Raw genomic sequence first — 18,193 nt, 5'->3', positions numbered from 1 at the left:
GGATTTGCGACGAGGTGCGGCGGTCACTAACCGCCGCCGCGTCTTTCGCCGGTCAGACGGGTGCGAGGTGCCCTGCTGAGCGCCGAAAGACGTGGTGGTGATTGTGGCCGCCGCACCCAGCACCCGGACGGGTTTTTTAGGGGGAGTTGTGGCCGGTCGCATCACCGTTGATCCGCAGTGGTTGGAGCAGTACGCCGACCGGATCGACGGCACGACGGACGACCTGCGCAGGGTGCGGGACGCCATGAAGGTCTCGCCGCTGCGGCCCGAGTCGTTCGGCGAGATCGGCAGAACGCTGGGCAACTCCCAGGGCTACGCTCGTGCGGCCGAGCTGCTCAACTCACAGCTCGCCCGTGCCTGCGACACGCTCGACGCGGTCGCCAAGGGCCTGCACGAGGTCGCCAAGCAGCACGGGTACCACGACGACGAGGCACTGCAGCTCGTCAAGAAGGCCGATCGGCGCCTGGGGGAGTTGCGGTGACCAAGGACGGCAGGCAGATCGCGGCCGAGGTCGGTCCCGAGCTCGACTACCTCTCGCGGGTGAGCCGCAAGCTCGGTGTCGTCGACCTCGTGCACGACTTCTTCGACCCGCTGGTGGGTGACTGGAACGACCTGCGCGAGGAAGCCGAACGCTGGCGCAAGGCGGCGAAGGTGACCGAGGCGGTCACGAAGCACGTCGCGGCACCGCTCGGCGGCGTCGACGCGCGGTGGGAGGGCAAGGACGCCGACGCGTTCCTCGACCACATGCGCAAGGTGGGCCTCGCGGGCGGCGACATGTCCGACGCGATGAACGCCATGGCGGACGCGCTCGAGGAGACCGCCGACGGGATCCGCGGCATCGTGCAGGACATGGCGCACGTGCTCGCCGACGCCGCCGACTCGGTGTCCGGCACGGCGGCGCTGCCCCTGGAGGGCGACCAGCGCGCGATCAAGCACATCGAGGAGCTCAAGGACCCGGTCCGCGAGCTGCACGAGTCGGCGCGGCAGGTGCTCGAGGCGTTTCTCAAGCTGTGCGACGGGGTTTCCGGTGAGGCCGGCAACTTCTCGTCCGTGCGGATGGAGCACAAGTACCCCGACAAGGACTGGACCTACACCGCGCCCGCCAAGCCGGAGCTGAAGGCGCCGGAGCCGGGTAAGGCCTCCGACACGGCCGCCGCCGCGAGCAAGGGCGGCGGTGCGCCGTCGACCGGTGGTGGTGGCGTTGGTGGCGGTGTCGGTTCGGTCGGTGCTCCCGCCGCGACCGCCGCGCCGTCGCAGCCGATGCAGTTCGGTGGCGCCACAGGCATCTCTGAGCAGCCTCCGCCCTCGGAGAAGGGTGCTGGGGCCGCCCCGGCCGCTGCGGCCGCTGGTGGACGCGCTGGGGGTGCGGCAGCCGGTGCGGGGATGATGGGCGGCGGAATGATGGGCCCGATGATGGGCGGCGCCGGCGGTCAGCAGGGCGGCGACAAGGAGCACAAGCCCAAGCAGCGGCTCACCGGCTCGATCGACGATCTGCTCGGCAAGCCCAAGAAGGCGGCGCCGAAGGTGATCGGCGACGACGACTGACCCCTTCCGGTCGCACCGAACCAAGATCAACACTACGCTGGTCGGCGGTAGCTGTTGATCTGTTCGGGGATCTGGCAATGCGGAAGATCTTGATTGCGGTGGCGGCGGTCGCCGGTCTCGTCGTGGGAGCGGCACCGGCCAGCGCCACCGAGCACAGGGAGGTCATCGGTGGCGTCTACGCGACCTACATGACCTTCTCGCAGGGCAACGCGCAGGGCAGCAACGGCGCGGTGCTGCCCGCCATCTGGATGGACAGGGCGACCAGCAGGAACGCGTCCAGCTGGGACGGGAGGCTGGGCCTGCGGACCAACTCGAACTGGACCGGCGGCCTGCGCCACGAGAACTACTGGTGGCGCACCTGCTTCGAGACGCAGAGCCACAAGATCCTCTGCGGTTCCTGGTTCCACGCATGAGCGGCGAAACGAAAACGGCCCCGACGGAAAGCCGACTTCCGCGGGGCCGTTCAGTTCGTGCTCAGGCTTGTCTGCGCTTGCGGTTCAACGAGTTGCGCACGAACAGCGTCAGCATCAGCAGCGCGCCACCGAGCCCGATGCCCGACAGCGCCACGATGATCGGCGGCCAGTCGATGCCGGGCGGCGGTGTGACCGACGTGTCCATCTGCTTCGGCTGCGGCGCCTGGAAACCCTTCGCCTCCGCCGGCAGGACCGCGGTCAGCGCGGCCACCGGGTTGATCATGCCGAAGCCGACCTTGTTGTCCTTTCCGGACACGTTGCCGGGGTGCAGGGCGGTGGCCTTGAGCCGGTTCATCACCTGGCGCGCGTTGAGATCCGGGAACCGCTCGCGCACGAGCGCGGTGATGCCCGCGACGTAGGGCGAGGCGAAGCTCGTGCCCTTGATGTCGGTGGTGCCCTGCGCGGTGACGTTCGCGTTCGTCAGGCCGGTGCCCTTGGGGTCGACGGAGATGATCTCCTCACCCGGAGCGGCGATGCTGACCCACGGACCCCAGACGCTGAACGACGAGACCGCGCCCGAGCGGGCGATCGACGCCACCGACAGCACGTCGTTGGCGAACCACGCCGGCGACGAGATGGAGTTCACGTTGTTCGGGTCCAGGTTGTCGTTCTGCTTGGGACAACCGGTGCCCTGGTCGCTGAGGTTGCCGGCCGCCGTGACGATCACGGCGTTCTTGACGTCCACCGCGTACCTGATCGCGGCCTGCAGCTTCTGGTCGTCCGAGCTGAAACCCTTGGGAGTGCCGCAGTTCGTCAGCGAGATGTTGATGACCTTGGCGTCCAGGTTCGCCGCGCGGACGATGGCCATGGCCAGGGTGCTCACCTTGCCGGCGGACGTGCGGTTGTCGGGCTTGTACTCGTACCGGTCACTGGTCTGGCGGATCGCGAGGATCGTCGCCTCCGGTGCGGCGCCGACGAAGTCGCCCTCGGTCTTCGCCGCCGCGGCGACGCCCGCGACCTCGGTGCCGTGGCCGTCGCAGTCGTCGTTGCCGTTCTTGCCGCCGGATTTGTCGACGTACTCACCGCTCGGGATCACGCGGTTGCCGAAGCGGGGGTTTCGCGGGTCGACGCCGGTGTCGATGACCGCGATCTTGACGCCCTTGCCCTTCGAGAACCGGTGCGCCTGCTCCAGGTTCAGCTGGACCTGGCCCCAGGGCATGTGCTCGATCAGCTCGTTCTTGGTGTCGGACTCGACGCAACCCTTGGTGGTGCGGACGTACGGGACGTCCGGCTCCCCGGTGTCCCTGGGCACCTCGGCGTTCGGCGGCAGGTCCGGCGGAACGGAGTTCGGTTTCGCCGCAGCCGGGGTGGAGGACGGCTGAGCGGAGGCGTGCGGCAACGCCCCCGTCAGCAGCAGCAGTCCGGCGGTCGCTGCCGCCGTGGTGCGCCTCAAGCCGGTCCTCATGCGTTGATCAGGCCTCGGAACACGGCGTACATGTCCATCACCGCGAGCGCCACCGGCACCACCGCGGCGATCAGGACCGCCTCGACGATGTCGACGGTGCGGCGCAACGGCGGCGAGAACTTCTGGCCGGGGAAGATGACACCGAGCACCAGCGCGGCCGCGCCGATGATCAGCAGCGTGCCGAACACGAAGACGATGCGGTTGAGCTCGTCGGCGTCGACCAGCCAGCCGAGCAGGATGCCCGCGCTGGCGACCATGCCGGTGGACAGCAGCGCCACGGCCTGCGCACCGTTCGCGTACGCACGGCCGCGCATCATCAGCACGATCGCGACGATGATGCCGTAGATCGGGCCCCAGACCGTGTCGGCGGACGCGGCGACGATCGCGGCCAGTGCGGCCACCACGCCGGTGCCGATGATCATGCCGGTCAGGTACTCGTGCGCGACGGCGGTGCGGCGCTCGATGACCGCGAACTCCGGGAAGCCGGTGTCCTCCTTGAGGTCCTCGGCGTTCGTCGGCACGACGGGCGGCGGGATCTTGGCCAGCTGCAGCGTCAGCCTCGGCAGCATCGACAGCGCGGCGAGTGCCACGGCGCCGGTCGCGGCGGCCACCCCGGCGAGCGGGTGGTCGACGAACGTCGCGACGAGGAACGCGAGCGCCACGAGCGTGCCGCCGGTCGCCGCCGCGATGAACACCGTGATGCCCTGGCCGATCAGCAGGATGCCGCCCCACGCGAAGATCATCAGCAGCGCCGAGGCGAGCAGCATCTTCGGGTTGAAGCCGACACCGGGCACGGCGTGGAAGCCGGCCACGAACGCCATCGGCAGCGAACCGCACGCGGCGATCAGCACACCGGTCGACGCGGCCTTGTACGCCCGCGCGATGGTCGCGCCGGTGGCCAGTGCGGCGATGGCGGTGACACCCGCGGCGATGGCGGCGGCGAGCCCGCTGCCCTGACCGGCGACCGTGACCGGGCCGGACAGGAACAGAGCCACCGCGGCTGCGATCAACGCGAGCGCGCCCGCGAGGTGACCGAACTTCTGCGCCGTCTCCTTGGTCCACGGCCGGAACGAGTCCGGATCGGACTCCGCGATCGCGTCGACGACGTCGTCGTACAGCGGCGGCGGCGGGTTCTCGTTGCGGCGTCGCAACTGCAGCAGCTCGCCGTCGACGACGCCGAGCGATGCGAGCGTGCGCGCCGGGTCGAGCGGGCTGTCGCCGAGCTTCGCGAGGCACCAGCCGCCGTGACGGACGCCACCGTCCGGAGTGGCCTCTCTCGCCATGTCCAACAGCATCGGCAGGAGATCGGCCACCGCCACGTCGGCAGGCAGCGCGACGTCGATACGCGTTCGAGGTGCCACCACCGTGACACGGCTGAACACCGTCGTACCGGTCGCCACCAGGGCCCCCTAAGTCAGATCAGCACTTACAAATCTTGGCCCGACCCTATTGGTCCACTCGGACGCTCGTCGGGCGGCCCTAGTATGGCCGCACCGGCTGCCTTTGCACGTGTGGTTCGCAGAACACGTTCGACTGGGTTTTTTTCCGACCCACCTTCGTGGCGCGCGCGGATGCGCAATAGTGTCGGTTGCTACTGGTGGCGTAACGAGAGTCGAAGAGGTGCCTGTCAGTTGAGCACGCTGCAGTTCAAGCGAACGGCACGCCTTGCTGCTCCCCGGCCTCCCGGCGGCGAGGTCCACCTCGAGCCGCCACCCGAGGTCCCCCGGATCATCCCCGGCAACATCATGATGAAGGCGATGCCCGTCGTCATGATCTTCGCGTCCGTGGGCATGATGGGCATGATGTTCTACTTCGCCCCGCGGCAGCCGGCGGCGATGATCATGCCCGGCATGATGATGATCTCGACCATCGGCATGATGGCGAGCGGCATGGGCTCCGGCAAGGGGCAGAAGAAAGCCGAGATGAACGAGGACCGCAAGGACTACCTGCGGTACCTCGGCCAGATGCGCGACCGCGCCCGCGAGGCGGCCGACGAACAGCGCGCCGAACGCGAGTGGGTGCACCCGGACCCGCAGATGCTGTGGTCCCTCGCCACCACCCGGCGCATGTGGGAACGCCGCCAGAACGACCCCGACTTCTGCCACCTGCGCGCCGGCCGCGGCTCGCAGCGCCTCGCCACCCGCCTGGTGCCGCCGCAGACCGGTCCCGTCGAGGAGCTCGAGCCGATCGCGACGCTGGCACTGCGCCGGTTCGTGCGCGCCCACTCGCTCGTGCCCGACCTGCCGATCTCCATCGCACTGCGCGGTTTCGCCGCGGTCGGCCTGCTCGGTGAGATGGAGGACCGCCGCGACCTCGCGCGTGCCCTCATCGCCCAGCTGGTCACCTTCCACGCCCCCGACGACCTGTTGATCGCGGTCGTCAGCGCGGGCCGCACGAAGCAGTTGTGGGAGTGGGCGAAGTGGCTGCCGCACGCGCAGCACCCCACCGACATCGACGGCATCGGCCAGCGCCGCATGATGGCGAACTCGCTCGGCGAGATCGAGGCGATGCTGGACGAGAACCTGCGCGACCGGCAGCGGTTCACCCGCAACGCCCCGCCGCCGCCGGACCAGCCGCACATCGTGATCGTCATCGACGACGGCGACATCAGCCGCGAAGAGATGATCATCCTCGAGGAGGGTCTGGTCGGCGTCACGCTGCTCGACCTCTCCGAGTGCCTCGGCAACCTGACGGCCCGCCGCGGTCTGCGCCTGGTCGTCGAGAACAACCAGCTCGGTGCCCGGTCCGCGAGCGGTGTCGAGTGGTTCGGCGCGCCGGACCGGCTGTCCGTCGTGGAGGCGGAGGCACTGGCCCGCAGGCTCTCGCCGTACCGCATGGGCGCAGCCGGTGAGGCCGGTGGCGACTCCGGCGAGGACCCGTTGGCGATGTCCAACAACCCGCCGCTGCTCGAGTTCATGGGCATCCCCGGCGACCCGATCACGTTCGACGTGCAGCAGGCGTGGCGGCCCCGGCCCAAGCGCGACCGCTACCGCATCCCGTTCGGCATCGGCGAGCACGGCCAGCAGGTCGAGCTCGACATCAAGGAGGCCGCGGAGGACGGCATGGGCCCGCACGGCCTGTGCATCGGTGCGACCGGTTCCGGTAAGTCGGAGTTCCTCCGCACCCTGGTGCTGGGTCTGCTGGCCTCGCACTCGTCGACGGCGCTCAACATGATCCTCGTCGACTTCAAGGGCGGTGCGACGTTCCTCGGTCTGGACAAGGCACCGCACGTCGCCGCGACGATCACCAACCTCGCCGGCGACCTCAGCCTGGTCGACCGGATGAAGGACGCCATCGAGGGTGAGGTGGCCCGCCGGCAGGAAGTGCTGGCGAAGGGCAACTACAAGAACGTCTGGGACTACGAGAAGGCCCGCGAGAACGGCGCCCAGCTCGACCCGCTGCCCGCGCTCTTCATCTGCATCGACGAGTTCTCCGAGATGCTGACCGCGAAGCCGGACTTCATCGACATCTTCCTCCAGATCGGTCGTGTCGGCCGGTCGCTGCAGATGCACATGCTCCTCGCGTCGCAGCGACTCGAGGAGGGCAAGCTGCGCGGTCTGGACACGTTCCTCTCGTACCGGATCGGTCTGAAGACGTTCAACGCGGCGGAGTCCCGCGCGGCGATCGGTGTGCCCGACGCCTACGAGCTGCCGCCGATCCCGGGCTCGGGTTACCTGAGCGTGCAGGGCATGCCGCTGACCAGGTTCAAGGCGCTCTACGTGTCCGGCACCTACCGTCCGTCCGGCTTGCAGTCGGTCGGCGAGTCGGTGGCGGTCCGCAGCGACAAGCGCCCGCGGTTCTTCGTGCCGGACTTCATCGAGATCCCGAAAGAGCCGGAGCGGCCGATCGAACCGGTCAAGGTCGAGGCACCGGCCAAGGACGACGCGAACGAGCCGACCCAGCTCGAGCTCATCGTCGACCGTCTCGTCGGCCAGGGCCCGCCCGCGCACGAGGTGTGGCTGCCGCCGCTCAACGAGCCGCCGACGATGGACACGATGCTGCCGCCGCTCGACGTGACGCAGGACCGCGGTCTCACGTCGCCCGGTTACCCGGCGAACAGCACGCTGCAGATCCCGGTCGGCATCGTCGACAAGCCGTTCGAGCAGCGCCGCGACCTGCTGTGGGCGGACTACTCCGGTGCCGCCGGTCACGGCGCGGTCGTCGGTGGTCCGCAGTCGGGCAAGTCGATGCTGCTCAGGACGATGATCGCGTCGATGGCGTTGACGCACACGCCGCAGGAGGCGCAGTTCTACTGCATCGACCTCGGTGGTGGCACGCTCGCCGCGATGGAGGACCTGCCGCACGTCGGTGGCTTCGCCGGTCGTCTCGACGTCGACAAGGTCCGCCGCATGGTGGCCGAGCTGCAGACCCTGATCACCGAGCGCGAACTGCGGTGGCGCGACCAGCGCATCGACTCGATGACGGAGTTCCGCAACCGCAAGCGCCGCGGTGAGATCAAGGACGACGCCTTCGGTGACGCGTTCCTGATCGTGGACGGCTGGATGAACTTCCGCCAGGAGTTCGAGACGATCGAGCCGCAGGTCCAGGCGCTGGCCGCGCAGGGCCTGTCCTACGGCGTGCACGTGATCATCGCCGCCAACCGGTGGGCGGAGATCCGCCCCGCGATGAAGGACCTCCTCGGCACGCGGTTCGAGCTGCGGCTCGGTGACCCCAGCGAGTCGGAGGTCGACCGCAAGGTCGCGGTCAACGTGCCGCCCGGCCGGCCCGGCCGCGGTATCACGATCGACGGCGCCACCGGACGGAAGCTGCACTTCCTCGTCGGCCTGCCGCGCATCGACACCTCGCAGGACCCGACCACGGTCTCGGCGGGTGTCCAGGACCTCGGCGTCAAGCTCAACCAGGCGTGGCAGGGCCCGCAGGCCCCGCAGGTCCGCATGCTGCCCGACCTGCTCGACTACGGGCAGTTCATGGCACAGGTCCAGCAGGTCAACCCGAACCGCGGCCACCTGGTCCCGGTCGGCGTCAACGAGGACGAGCTCGCGCCGGTCTACATGGACTTCGACGCGGACCCGCACTTCTTCGCGCTGGCCGACGGCGAGGCGGGCAAGACGAACATCCTGCGCACGATCGTCCGCGGCATCATGACGAGCTACACCTCGGCCGAGGCGTTGATCCTGCTCGCGGACTTCCGCCGCACGATGCTCGGGTTCATCGACACCGACCACCTGCTCAGCTACGCGGTGTCGGGCACCCAGCTCGCGCAGAACGTCCAGGAGATCAAGGGCTCGCTCACCAAGCGCATGCCCGGCCCGGACGTCACGCAGGAGCAGCTCAAGAACCGGTCCTGGTGGACGGGTCCCGAGGTGTTCATCGTGGTCGACGACTACGACCTGGTGGCGCCGCAAGGTGGCACGAACCCGCTGCAGCCGCTCGCCGAGTTCATCCCGCAGGCGAAGGACGTCGGTCTGCACATCATCCTGGTCCGGCGCATGGGTGGTGCGTCCCGCGCGATGTACGACCCGGTGATGGGCAAGCTGAAGGAGATCTCGGCGCCGATCTTCGTGGGTTCCGGTTCGAAGGAGGAGGGCAACATCGTCGGCAACCTCAAGCCGTCGCCGCAGCCTCCTGGCCGGGGCACGATGGTGACCCGCAAGCACGGTCAGCAGCGCATCCAGTTCGCCTGGATCGCACCGGACTAAGCACGAACACCGGACGCGGGGCCCTTTCGTCGACTCGAAGGGGCCCCGCGTCCGTTTGCGCGCAACGTGAAAGGGCCCGCAGCCGAAGCCGCGGGCCCACTCAGGTAGCAGGGGTTCTACCTGCTTCCCCCCATTGCCGGTCCCGGATCCGGTGCGGTCAAGAGGGAGTAGACCGCACCGGCCGGGATTCTTCGGAGGTTCCCCCAGGTCTTGCCCGCCTCCGTCGAACCGGTTGAGGAAGACTTTGCCGGACGCCTCTCTCGCGCTGCTCACGCCTCGATGACATCTGCTGTCGTCGGACGTCAGGGCATCTTGCGGACAAAGTAAAAGGGCCCGCAGCCGAAGCCGCGGGCCCACACCGAACAGCAGGGGACTGTCCGGTTCCCCCATGACCGGATCTCGTCTTCAGGACGACCCACTGGGGAGGGCCGACCCGGTCGGAGGCCGACGATCGTGACACCCCCCAAAACCTCGTTGTCACTCTCGTCGTCCGGCTGAACACCACTGTGCACTGTTGCGCTCACACTTCGGTCACACCGGCTCCACGCCCATAGACTCGACGTTCGTTCTCACCTGGGGGAGGGACGACGTGCGAGTCGAGTACCGCGTGCTGGGACCGCTGGAGGTCCTGCTCGACGGTGTCCCGGTCGCGGTGCCGGCCGGTCGGTGTCGCGTGCTGCTGGCCACGCTCCTGTTGCGCGCCAACGAGTTCGTGTCGACCGATGAGATCGTCGAACGGCTGTGGGACGGCACGCCGCCGAGCAGGGACCGCGCGGGCAAGACGGTGCACATGGTCGTGACCCGGCTGCGGCAGGCGCTCGGGCCGGCGAGCTGCGTGCGCACCGGCGCGGGTGGCTACGCGGCCGTGGTCGAGCCGGAACAACTGGACCTGCTGCGTTTTCGGGCGCACTTGCACAGCGGTGCACACGCGGAGGCGACGGCGTTGTGGCGCGGGCCGGTGCTCGCGAACGTCTCGTCGGAGTCGTTGCACCGCGACGCCGTGCCCGCACTGGCCGAGGAACGGCTGGTTGCGCTGGAGCACCGGATCGACGACGACCTCGCACGGGGCGTCGCGGTGGAGCTGGTGCCGGAGCTGCGGGTGCTCACGGCGCAGTACCCGTTGCGCGAGAAGTTCTGGGCGCAGCTGATCCTCGCGTTGCACCGCGGTGGTCAGCAGGCGGACGCGCTCGCCGCGCACCGTGAGGCCACCGTGCTGCTGGACGAACAGCTCGGTGTCGCACCGGGTCCGCACCTGCGGGACGCCCAGCGGCAGGTGCTGGCCGGGGACGTGCCGAGTCCGGTGCCGCAGCACGTGCCGCGGCAGCTGCCGACCGCCTTGCCGCACTTCGTCGGCCGTGAGTCCGAACTGGACAGACTCGACGCCGTGCTGGCGTCCGGTCAGCTGATCGCGGTGATCAGCGGCAGCGGCGGCATCGGCAAGACGTCGCTCGCGGTGCAGTGGTCGCACCGGGTCGCCGGCCGGTTCCCGGACGGACAGCTCCACGCCGACCTGCGCGGCTTCGACCCGACCGGTGCGCCGGTGAACCCGAACAGCGCGGCGCGCGACTTCCTGCTGGCGCTCGGCATGCCGGCGGACGAGATCCCGGTCGGCACCGAGGCGATGCTGGACAGCTACCGCGAGCTGCTGTCGCGGCGGCGCGTGCTGGTGCTGCTCGACAACGTCCGCGACCTGGCGCAGGTGCGGCCGTTGCTGCCGGGCGGGTCGCGCAGCCTCGCGGTGATCACCAGCCGCAACTGCCTGCGCAGCCTGGCTTCTGCCAGCGCGTTCCCGTTGGACGTGCTCGATCCCGGCGAGTCGATGGTGCTGTTCGGCGGGAGGGTCGGCGCGGAACGGGTCGCGGCGGAACCGGAGGCGGCCACGCGGCTGGTCGAGCTGTGCGCGGGACTGCCGTTGGCGCTAGCGGTGGTGGCGGCACGGGCGACGCTCGACCAGCACCCGCTGGGCATGCTCGTGGAGGAGCTCGAACACGCCGCGTTGGACGCGTTGGACACCGACGATCCGTTGACCAGCGTGCGCGCGGTGTTCTCGTGGACGTTCGGGTGCCTGAGCCCGACGGCTGCCCGGCTGTTCGTGCTGCTCGGCCTGCACCCCGGCCCCGACGTGACCGAGGCGGCCGCGACGAGCCTGCTGGGTTCGCGGTCGGCCGACGCGTTGGACGAGTTGGTCCGCTACAGCCTGATCACGTGCCAGAACGACCGCTACCGGCTGCACGACCTGATGCGGTCGTACGCGACGGAGGAGGCGGCTCACCGGCTGTCCCCGGCGGAACGTTCGGAGGCCCGTCACCGGTTCTTCGACCACTTCATGCACTCGGCGCTGGCCGCCGTCGCCAAGTCGGACCCCTTGCGCCAGCCCATCACGACTCCACCTGCGGCACCGGGCGCGGTCGTGCTCACGTTTCTCACGACCACGGACGCCGACGGCTGGTTCGCCGCCGAACGCGCGGTGTTCGGTCCGGCCGTGACCGCGGCGGGTGAGGCGGGTCTGGACGGGCACGTGTGGCGCACGGTGTGGGCGATCCGCCACTTCCTGCTCGCGACCGGCCGATGGCGGGAAGGCGAACGCCTGCAACGCCTGGCCATCGCGGCCTCTGAGCGGTCCGGTGACCTGGTGGGACAGTGCCGGGCCCGGCGCGGCCTGGTGTCGTTCCTGGTGCCGGAGCGGGAGTTCGACGAGGCAGCGGACCAGCTGCGAGCGGCCGTCGCCCTGGACTCCCAGCTGGGCGACCAGATCGGACTCTCCAACGACCTGCGTGGCCTCGCGTACCTGCTGGGCCGTCAGGGCAAGTACGCAGACGCTCTGGCACCGCTGTCGCGTGCGTTGGAGGTGGCGTCGGCGAGCGGCGACCAGATCGAGATCGCCAGTGTCGCGGCGTCGCTCGGGTTCGTGCACAACGAGCTCGGCGACCACGAGGAGGCGGTGATCTGGGCCGTGCGCGCCCGCGACCTGTTCCTGGAGCTGGTGCCGGACGAGCGCGACACAGCGGTGGCCTCGAACCGCGACACGCTCGGCAGCATCTACCGCGCGCTGGGCCGGTACGCCGACGCGGAGGCGAACTACCTCAGGTCCGCGGAACTCCAGGCCGCGCTGTCGTACCGGCACTACCAGGCCGACACGCTGGTGCGGCTGGCCGACCTGAAACGGGAGCTGGGCGAGCTCGACGCGGCCCGCGGCCACTACCTCGCGGCGCTCGACGTCTACGACGACCTCGGCTTCGCGAAGGCGGACGAGGTGCGCGAGCTGCTGTCCCGGCTTGGTTGAGCTTGGCTGAGCTTGGTTGAGCGGCCGGCCCCGCCGCAGTGAAGAGGGAGGTAACTGCGGTGGGGCCGGCCAGTCATATGGTCTTGTGCGGCGCTCACACTTCGGTCACATGTCGCTCGGGAGGAGGAACCTTGTCCGTCGAGTACCGGGTCCTCGGACCGCTGGAGGTCCTCGTCGACGGCGTCGCCGTGCCGGTGCCGGCCGGGCGCTGCCGCGTGCTGCTGGCGACTTTGCTGTTGCGCCCCAACCGGTTCGTGCCGACCCGTGAGCTGGTGGAGCGGCTGTGGGACGGGGATCCGCCGACGCCGGACCGGGCGCGCAAGACGATGCAGATGATCGTGACCAGGTTGCGCCGGGCGTTGGGTCCGGCGAACTGCGTGCAGACGTCACGCGGCGGCTACCGAGCCGAGCTGAATCCTTCCGCTCTCGACCTGACGCGGTTCCGCGCGTTGGTTTCGAGCGGCGATTTCGCTGCCGCGGTGGGCTTGTGGCGCGGTCCGATGCTCTCCGACGTGCAGTCCGACCCACTGCACCAGCACGACGTCGCTCCGGTGACCGAGGAGTGGTTGCTGGCGCTGGAACGACGGATCGGCGCCGACCTGGACGCCGGCCGAGCCGCCGACCTGGTCGCCGAGCTGCGCGGACTCGTTGTCGCACACCCGTTCCGGGAAGTGTTCTGGGGCCAGCTGATGCTGGCGTTGGCGCAGTCCGGGCAACAGGCGCAGGCGCTGGCGGCGTACCAGGATGTGCGCGCGCTGCTGGCTGACGAGCTCGGCGTCGATCCCGGCTCGGAACTGCGGGCTGTGCACCAACAGGTGTTGTCCGGCTCGGTGCGTGTGCGCGGGCCCATCCCTCGCCAACTCCCGACTGCCGTGCCGCGGTTCGTCGGCCGGGCCTCCGAGTTGGGTGGCCTCAGCGACCTGGTGCGCGGTGAAGACCTGGTGATCGCGGCCATCACCGGCACGGCTGGTGTCGGGAAGACGACCTTGGCCGTGCACTGGGCGCGCGGGGTTGCCGATCGTTTTCCGGACGGCCAGCTGTACGTGAACCTGCGCGGCTTCGACCAGCACCGCGACCCGATGGCGCCAGGCGACGCGCTGAGCCGCTTCCTCGGCGCCCTCGGCATTGCCCCCGACCGAATCCCGCCTGATCTTGAGGCTCAGGCTGCGCTGTACCGCAGCCTTGTCGCCGACCGCCGGATGCTGGTCCTGCTCGACAACGCCCGCGACGCCGAGCACGTTCGCCCGTTGCTGCCGGGTCCTTCCGCCTGCCTGGTGCTGATCACCAGCCGCGACCGGCTCACCGGGCTGGTCGTCAACGAGGGCATGCAGCAGTTGGCGCTGGACGTGCTGAGTCCTGCCGAGGCCTACGCCTTGCTGGTCAGCCGTCTGGGTGCCGAACGCGTCGGGGTCGCCGACGAGCTGATCAAGTGGTGTGGCGGCTTGCCTCTCGCCCTCGCGATCGTGGCGGCACGTGCGGCGCAGTCTCCGAAGCTGCCGCTGTCCGCGTTGGTCGCGGAGCTGGCCGATGAACGCACCCGGCTCGACACCCTGGACACGGGTGACGCGGCGACCAGCGTCCGTGCGGTGTTCCAGTGGTCGTACCAGCAGCTCAGCGCTGCGGCGGCGCGGATGTTCCGGCTCATCGGAGTCCATCCTGGGCCGGACATCACGGTGCCCGCTGCGACGAGTCTCGCGGGCGTGTCCGCGGATGAGGCGCGGGAATGCGTGCGAGAGCTGGTCAGGGCGAACCTGCTGGTCGAGCACGTGCCCGGCCGGTTCGCGTGCCACGACCTGTTGCGCGTGTACGCAGCCGATCGGGTGGCAGCGGAGGAGACCGCCGAAGCTCGCGCAGCCGCTATGGAGCGCACGTTCGACCACTATCTCCACACCTTGATCGCCATCCACGCGACCCATCAGGCGAGTCACCGGCCGCTTCCGAACGAGCCGCTCATGACGCCGGGCACTTGTCCGGAAGTGTTCGAGGACCTCTCGGCGGTCCACGGCTGGTTCCGTGCCGAGCAGAACGTGTTGCGAGCGGTGATCGCGCACAGCGAGGCGCAAAACTTCGATCGCCACACCTGGCAACTGGCGTGGATCGCCTTCGACCTGATCGATCGGTTCGGTCCGTGGCGGGACTGGTTGTGGGTGCTCAGCAGCGCGGAGCTGGCCGCGGCCCGAATCGGTGAACACCAGCACGCCGCGAAGATGATGTTCTTCGGAGCCGTCGTCTGCAGCCGGCTCGGCGGGTTCGAGGAAAGCAAGTCCAGGTTCGAAGCCGCCAGTCGTGCGTATGCAGAACTGGGAGACGTGCCTGGGCAGGTGCGCTGCCAGAGCGGCATCGCGTGGACGCTGGTGCTGCTGGATCGGCCCCACGAGTCGTTGGAGGTCGCCGAGGCGGCCCTTGAGTTGCAGCGCCGGGACGTCAGTGCGAATGCCGCGCGGATCGGTATGGCTCTGCATCAGGTTGTTGAAGGCCTGTTGGCCGTGGGCGACTACCAGAAAGCACTTGAGCGCTGCGCTGCGCTTGAAGCGCTGGGGACGGCCAGGGAGAACGCTTATGACCGGGGGCACGACTTCATGACCAAGGGCGCCATCCTCGTGAAACTCGGTGAGTTCGGCAAGGCCGTCACGGCACTCACTTCCGCCATCGGTCTGTTCGAACGAGCGGGAAGTTGGGCCGATATCGTCAATGTCCAGAGATGGCTGGGCGAGGCGCATCAGGGTGTCGGTGACATCGGCGAAGCGCGCCGTTGGTGGATTGAGGCGCTCGCGACCTACGAGCACCACCAGCATCCGTTTGCGGACAAAGTGCGGGCCAAGCTCGCCGCGCTCCCCGAAAACTGATGAGCGGTGCTGGTGGCCCCCCAGGTCTTGCGCCACCAGCACCGCTGAGGAGAACTCTGCCCGAGGCCGCTCACACTTTGCTCACACTGCCGTCACAGCGCGTCTGCACTGCCCATGACCTGGGTGGATGTTGCGCGAGCCGAGCACCGCGTCCTGACGCCGTTGGAGGTGCTGCTCGACGGCGAGCCCGCATCGCCGAAATCGCTTAGCCCGCCTCGATTTCCTGCACCAGCCGCCGAGCCCGCTCGGCCAGGGCCTGACCACCGCGCTCCGCGAGCGCCAGACCTTCGCGAGCGTGCTCCAGCGCCGCCTGCCGGTCTCCGACACGGTTGAGGACGTCGGCACCGTGACACATGATCTCGGCCTTCTCCCGAACGCCCGCGTTGGCGAGGGTCCCGGAGGCGAAGATGTCGCGGTAGGTCCGCGCCGCTTCGTTCAGATCGCCCAATCCGGCATATGCCTGGGCGAGCGTGTCATAGGTCGAATGTCTCGGCGCTTCCAGCCGTTCCTGCACGGCGAGCGCTTCCTTCGCGACCACGACCGCCTCGGCGAAGTCGCCTCCGCGAACGAGGGTCCACGCGAGGCTGTTCATCGAAACGGACCAGCCGACGTCGTTGCCCAGCTGCCGCCACTGTTCGACGGATTCGCGGTAGTGCAGCTGGGCCTCGTCGTGGCGGCCTTGCCAGAGGTAGGTGCTCGCCAGCTCCGCTTCGGTGACGGCGACACCGCGCTGGAAGCCGATCTCGTGCCGGATGCGGAGCGCTTCCAGCAGAGCCCGCTCCGCTTCCTCGTAGCGGTGCAGGTTCTTGTTGGTGAGACCCAGGAGGTGCAACGCGACGGACTCGCCGTGCCGATCCTGCAGCTGCCGGGCCGCGTTGAGCGCGATGGTGAAGATGCGGAGGTACTCGCCGGTCGTCGCGTGGCGCGACAGGTAGGCCAGCATGGCGTACGGCAGCTTCCACGCGTGTTCGAAGTGCCTCTCGGTGGACGCGAACTCGCAGAGCTCGACGAGCAGGTCGTGCTCTGCCAGGCACCACGCCAGTGCGGTGTCCTTGTCGCTGAAACCGACCGCTTCGACCACTGGGTCACGCTTCGTCAGCGGCTTGTCGGCACCATGCGCGTTGGTCAGGCGACCGGCGTTGTCGATGGAGTGCAGGTAGTGGTCGAGCAGTCGCACGGCGCAGGCCCGTCGCTGCTCAGCGGATTCCTCGGTCAGCGCACGTTCGCGGGCGTGCAGCCGGAGCAGGTCGTGCTGGGAAAACCGTTGAGGTGCCTGCTCTTCGACGAGATGAGCCCGTGCCAGTGCGCGCAACAGCTTGAGCGCCTGGCTGCTCGGCACTCCCAACAGGGCACCGGCGGACATCGGCGTGAAGTCGGCGCGGGGCGCGAGCCCGAGCACGCGGAACATCCGTTGCTGTTCCGGCGTGAGCGCGGTGTAGGAGAGATCGAACGCGGCACTGACCGCCGCTTGCCGGTCGTCGTCGACCTCCAGCGTCGCCAGCCGGTCCTCGGTGCTGAGCTGGTTCACCAACTCGCGCACTCGCAGCTGCGGCTCGCCCACGAGTAGAGACGCGGCGATGCGCAACGCCAACGGGAGACATGCGCACAGCCTGGCGAGTTCGGCGGTGGCCTCGGGTTCCGCCCGTGTGCGGTCCACGCCGATCACGTTCTCCAGCAGCTGCACCGCTTGGTCGAGCGGCAGCACACCGAGCTTCAGCACCTTGGCGTCGTTCAACGCGACCAGGCCGCGCAGATCGGACCGGCTCGTGATCACGACGACGGACCGGTCGCCCGCGGGCAGCAGCGGTCGCACCTGTTCTGCCGTGCGCGCGTTGTCGAGGAGCACCAAGACGCGCCGGTCGGCGAGCAACGACCGGTACACGCCGATTCGCTGCTCGGTCTCGACGGGAATCTCGTGCTTCGAGTGACCGAGGCCGCGCAGCAGCTGGCCGAGCGCGTCGTGCGGGGTCAGCGGCTCCTCGCGGTCGTAGCCGCGCAGGTTCACCGCCAGCTGCCCGTCCGGGAACCGATCCCGCACTCGATGTGCCCAGTGCACGGCGAGAGCCGTCTTCCCGACACCGGCGGAGCCGGCGATCGCCGAGATCACGACCGCCTGTCCGACGGTGCCCGTCGGCAACAGCGCGTCGAGCCGGGCGAGGTCGTCGGTGCGTCCGGTGAAGCGGGCGAGATCAGCCGGCAGCTGCCGCGGCACCACGGCGTCGCGTCGCGTGCCGAGCACCGGCTCGGACCGCAGGATCGACTGGTGCAGGTCGCGCAGCAGCAGGCCCGGATCGATGCCCAGTTCGTCGGCCAGCAGGCGACTGACCTGCTGGTACGCCCCCAGCGCCGCCGCCTGCTGGTCCGAGCGGTAGAGCGCGATCATGAGGTGCGCCCAGAACCGTTCCCGCAGGGGGTGCTCGGTGGTCAACGCTCGCAGCTCCGGTACCAGCTCGGTCGTCCGGCCGGCGTCGAGGTCGTGCTCGATCCGCCGCTCCAGCACCACGAGATGCTCCTCGACGAGCCCTGGTACGTCCTCGCGGTGCAACGCCTCCGAGACGACGTTTCCGAGGACCGCGCCGCGCCACAGCGCCAGCGCCGCGTGCGGCTCGGTGTGCGCCAGTGAGCGGAAGCGCAGGAGATCGAGGTTCTCGACCCCGGCGAGATAGCCGTTCGCGCTGGTGGAGATGCAGTTCGCCGGGCCGAGCGCCTGTCGCAGGCGAAGGACGGTCATCTGCAAGGTCTTGGCCGCCCGGTCGACGGACGGAGGTGAGCCGTTCCACAGGCGCTCGACGAGTTCGTCAGCCGAGACGAACCGGTTGGGGCGCAACAACAATGTCGCGAGCAGCACGCGGCCCTTGCCGGTGGGCACCGCCACCGGTGCGCCGTTGAAGAACACCTCCAACGGCCCCAGCACGCGATATTCCGCCCCCTGCACGCGCGAATTCTATGGCCGGTCGGGCAACCTGCGACGTCCCGCAGGC

The 18,193-nt window shown here is 69.3% G+C and carries 9 protein-coding genes; 6 read left to right on the top strand and 3 right to left on the bottom strand.

Features of this window, described 5'->3' with window-relative positions; translation table 11 throughout:
• The first annotated feature begins 148 nt into the window (after positions 1-148).
• The 3 genes from DI276_RS06265 to DI276_RS06255 all read left to right on the top strand — a co-directional run bounded on the left by DI276_RS06265 (position 149) and on the right by DI276_RS06255 (position 1,958).
• Positions 149-481 carry a hypothetical protein gene (locus DI276_RS06265; RefSeq protein WP_112262333.1) on the top strand — a complete coding sequence of 111 codons (333 nt, stop codon included), beginning with the start codon at positions 149-151 and terminating at the stop codon, positions 479-481.
• Positions 478-1,545: a WXG100 family type VII secretion target gene (locus DI276_RS06260; protein ID WP_112262332.1), complete on the top strand. Its 1,068-nt coding sequence runs from the start codon at positions 478-480 to the stop codon at positions 1,543-1,545. Before DI276_RS06265 ends, DI276_RS06260 begins: the two co-directional genes overlap by 4 nt.
• A gap of 77 nt (positions 1,546-1,622) precedes the next feature.
• A complete protein-coding gene (locus tag DI276_RS06255; protein WP_112262331.1) occupies positions 1,623-1,958 on the top strand; it encodes a hypothetical protein in 336 nt (111 codons plus the stop codon).
• A gap of 61 nt (positions 1,959-2,019) precedes the next feature.
• Here DI276_RS06255 and mycP read toward each other — a convergent pair whose 3' ends face one another.
• Positions 2,020-3,423, bottom strand: a complete 1,404-nt coding sequence (gene mycP / locus DI276_RS06250) for a type VII secretion-associated serine protease mycosin (protein ID WP_112262330.1) — start codon at positions 3,421-3,423, stop codon at positions 2,020-2,022.
• On the bottom strand, positions 3,420-4,823 hold the full coding sequence (eccD, locus tag DI276_RS06245) for a type VII secretion integral membrane protein EccD (RefSeq protein WP_112262329.1): 1,404 nt from the start codon (positions 4,821-4,823) through the stop codon (positions 3,420-3,422). Before eccD ends, mycP begins: the two co-directional genes overlap by 4 nt.
• A 231-nt stretch (positions 4,824-5,054) precedes the next feature.
• Here eccD and eccCa point away from each other — a divergent pair, with 231 nt between their 5' ends.
• The 3 genes from eccCa (at position 5,055) to DI276_RS06230 (ending at position 15,212) form a co-directional block, all read left to right on the top strand.
• Positions 5,055-9,083, top strand: coding sequence for a type VII secretion protein EccCa (gene eccCa / locus DI276_RS06240; RefSeq protein WP_112262328.1), 4,029 nt, complete (start codon positions 5,055-5,057; stop codon positions 9,081-9,083).
• A 589-nt stretch (positions 9,084-9,672) separates the two neighbouring features.
• Positions 9,673-12,366, top strand: a complete 2,694-nt coding sequence (locus DI276_RS06235; protein ID WP_157984547.1) for an AfsR/SARP family transcriptional regulator — start codon at positions 9,673-9,675, stop codon at positions 12,364-12,366.
• 38 nt (positions 12,367-12,404) lie between these two features.
• Positions 12,405-15,212, top strand: coding sequence for an AfsR/SARP family transcriptional regulator (locus tag DI276_RS06230; RefSeq protein WP_157984546.1), 2,808 nt, complete (start codon positions 12,405-12,407; stop codon positions 15,210-15,212).
• 205 nt (positions 15,213-15,417) lie between these two features.
• Here the strand turns inward: DI276_RS06230 and DI276_RS06225 are convergent, their stop codons facing one another.
• Positions 15,418-18,147 carry an AfsR/SARP family transcriptional regulator gene (locus DI276_RS06225; RefSeq protein ID WP_112262325.1) on the bottom strand — a complete coding sequence of 910 codons (2,730 nt, stop codon included), beginning with the start codon at positions 18,145-18,147 and terminating at the stop codon, positions 15,418-15,420.
• Positions 18,148-18,193: the final 46 nt, after the last annotated feature.

The organism is Lentzea terrae, from assembly GCF_003265345.1.
GTDB classification, from domain to species: Bacteria; Actinomycetota; Actinomycetes; order Mycobacteriales; family Pseudonocardiaceae; genus Lentzea; species Lentzea terrae.
The sequence above is the reverse complement of the archived record's forward strand: the minus strand, read 5'-3'. Positions and strand labels throughout refer to the sequence as shown.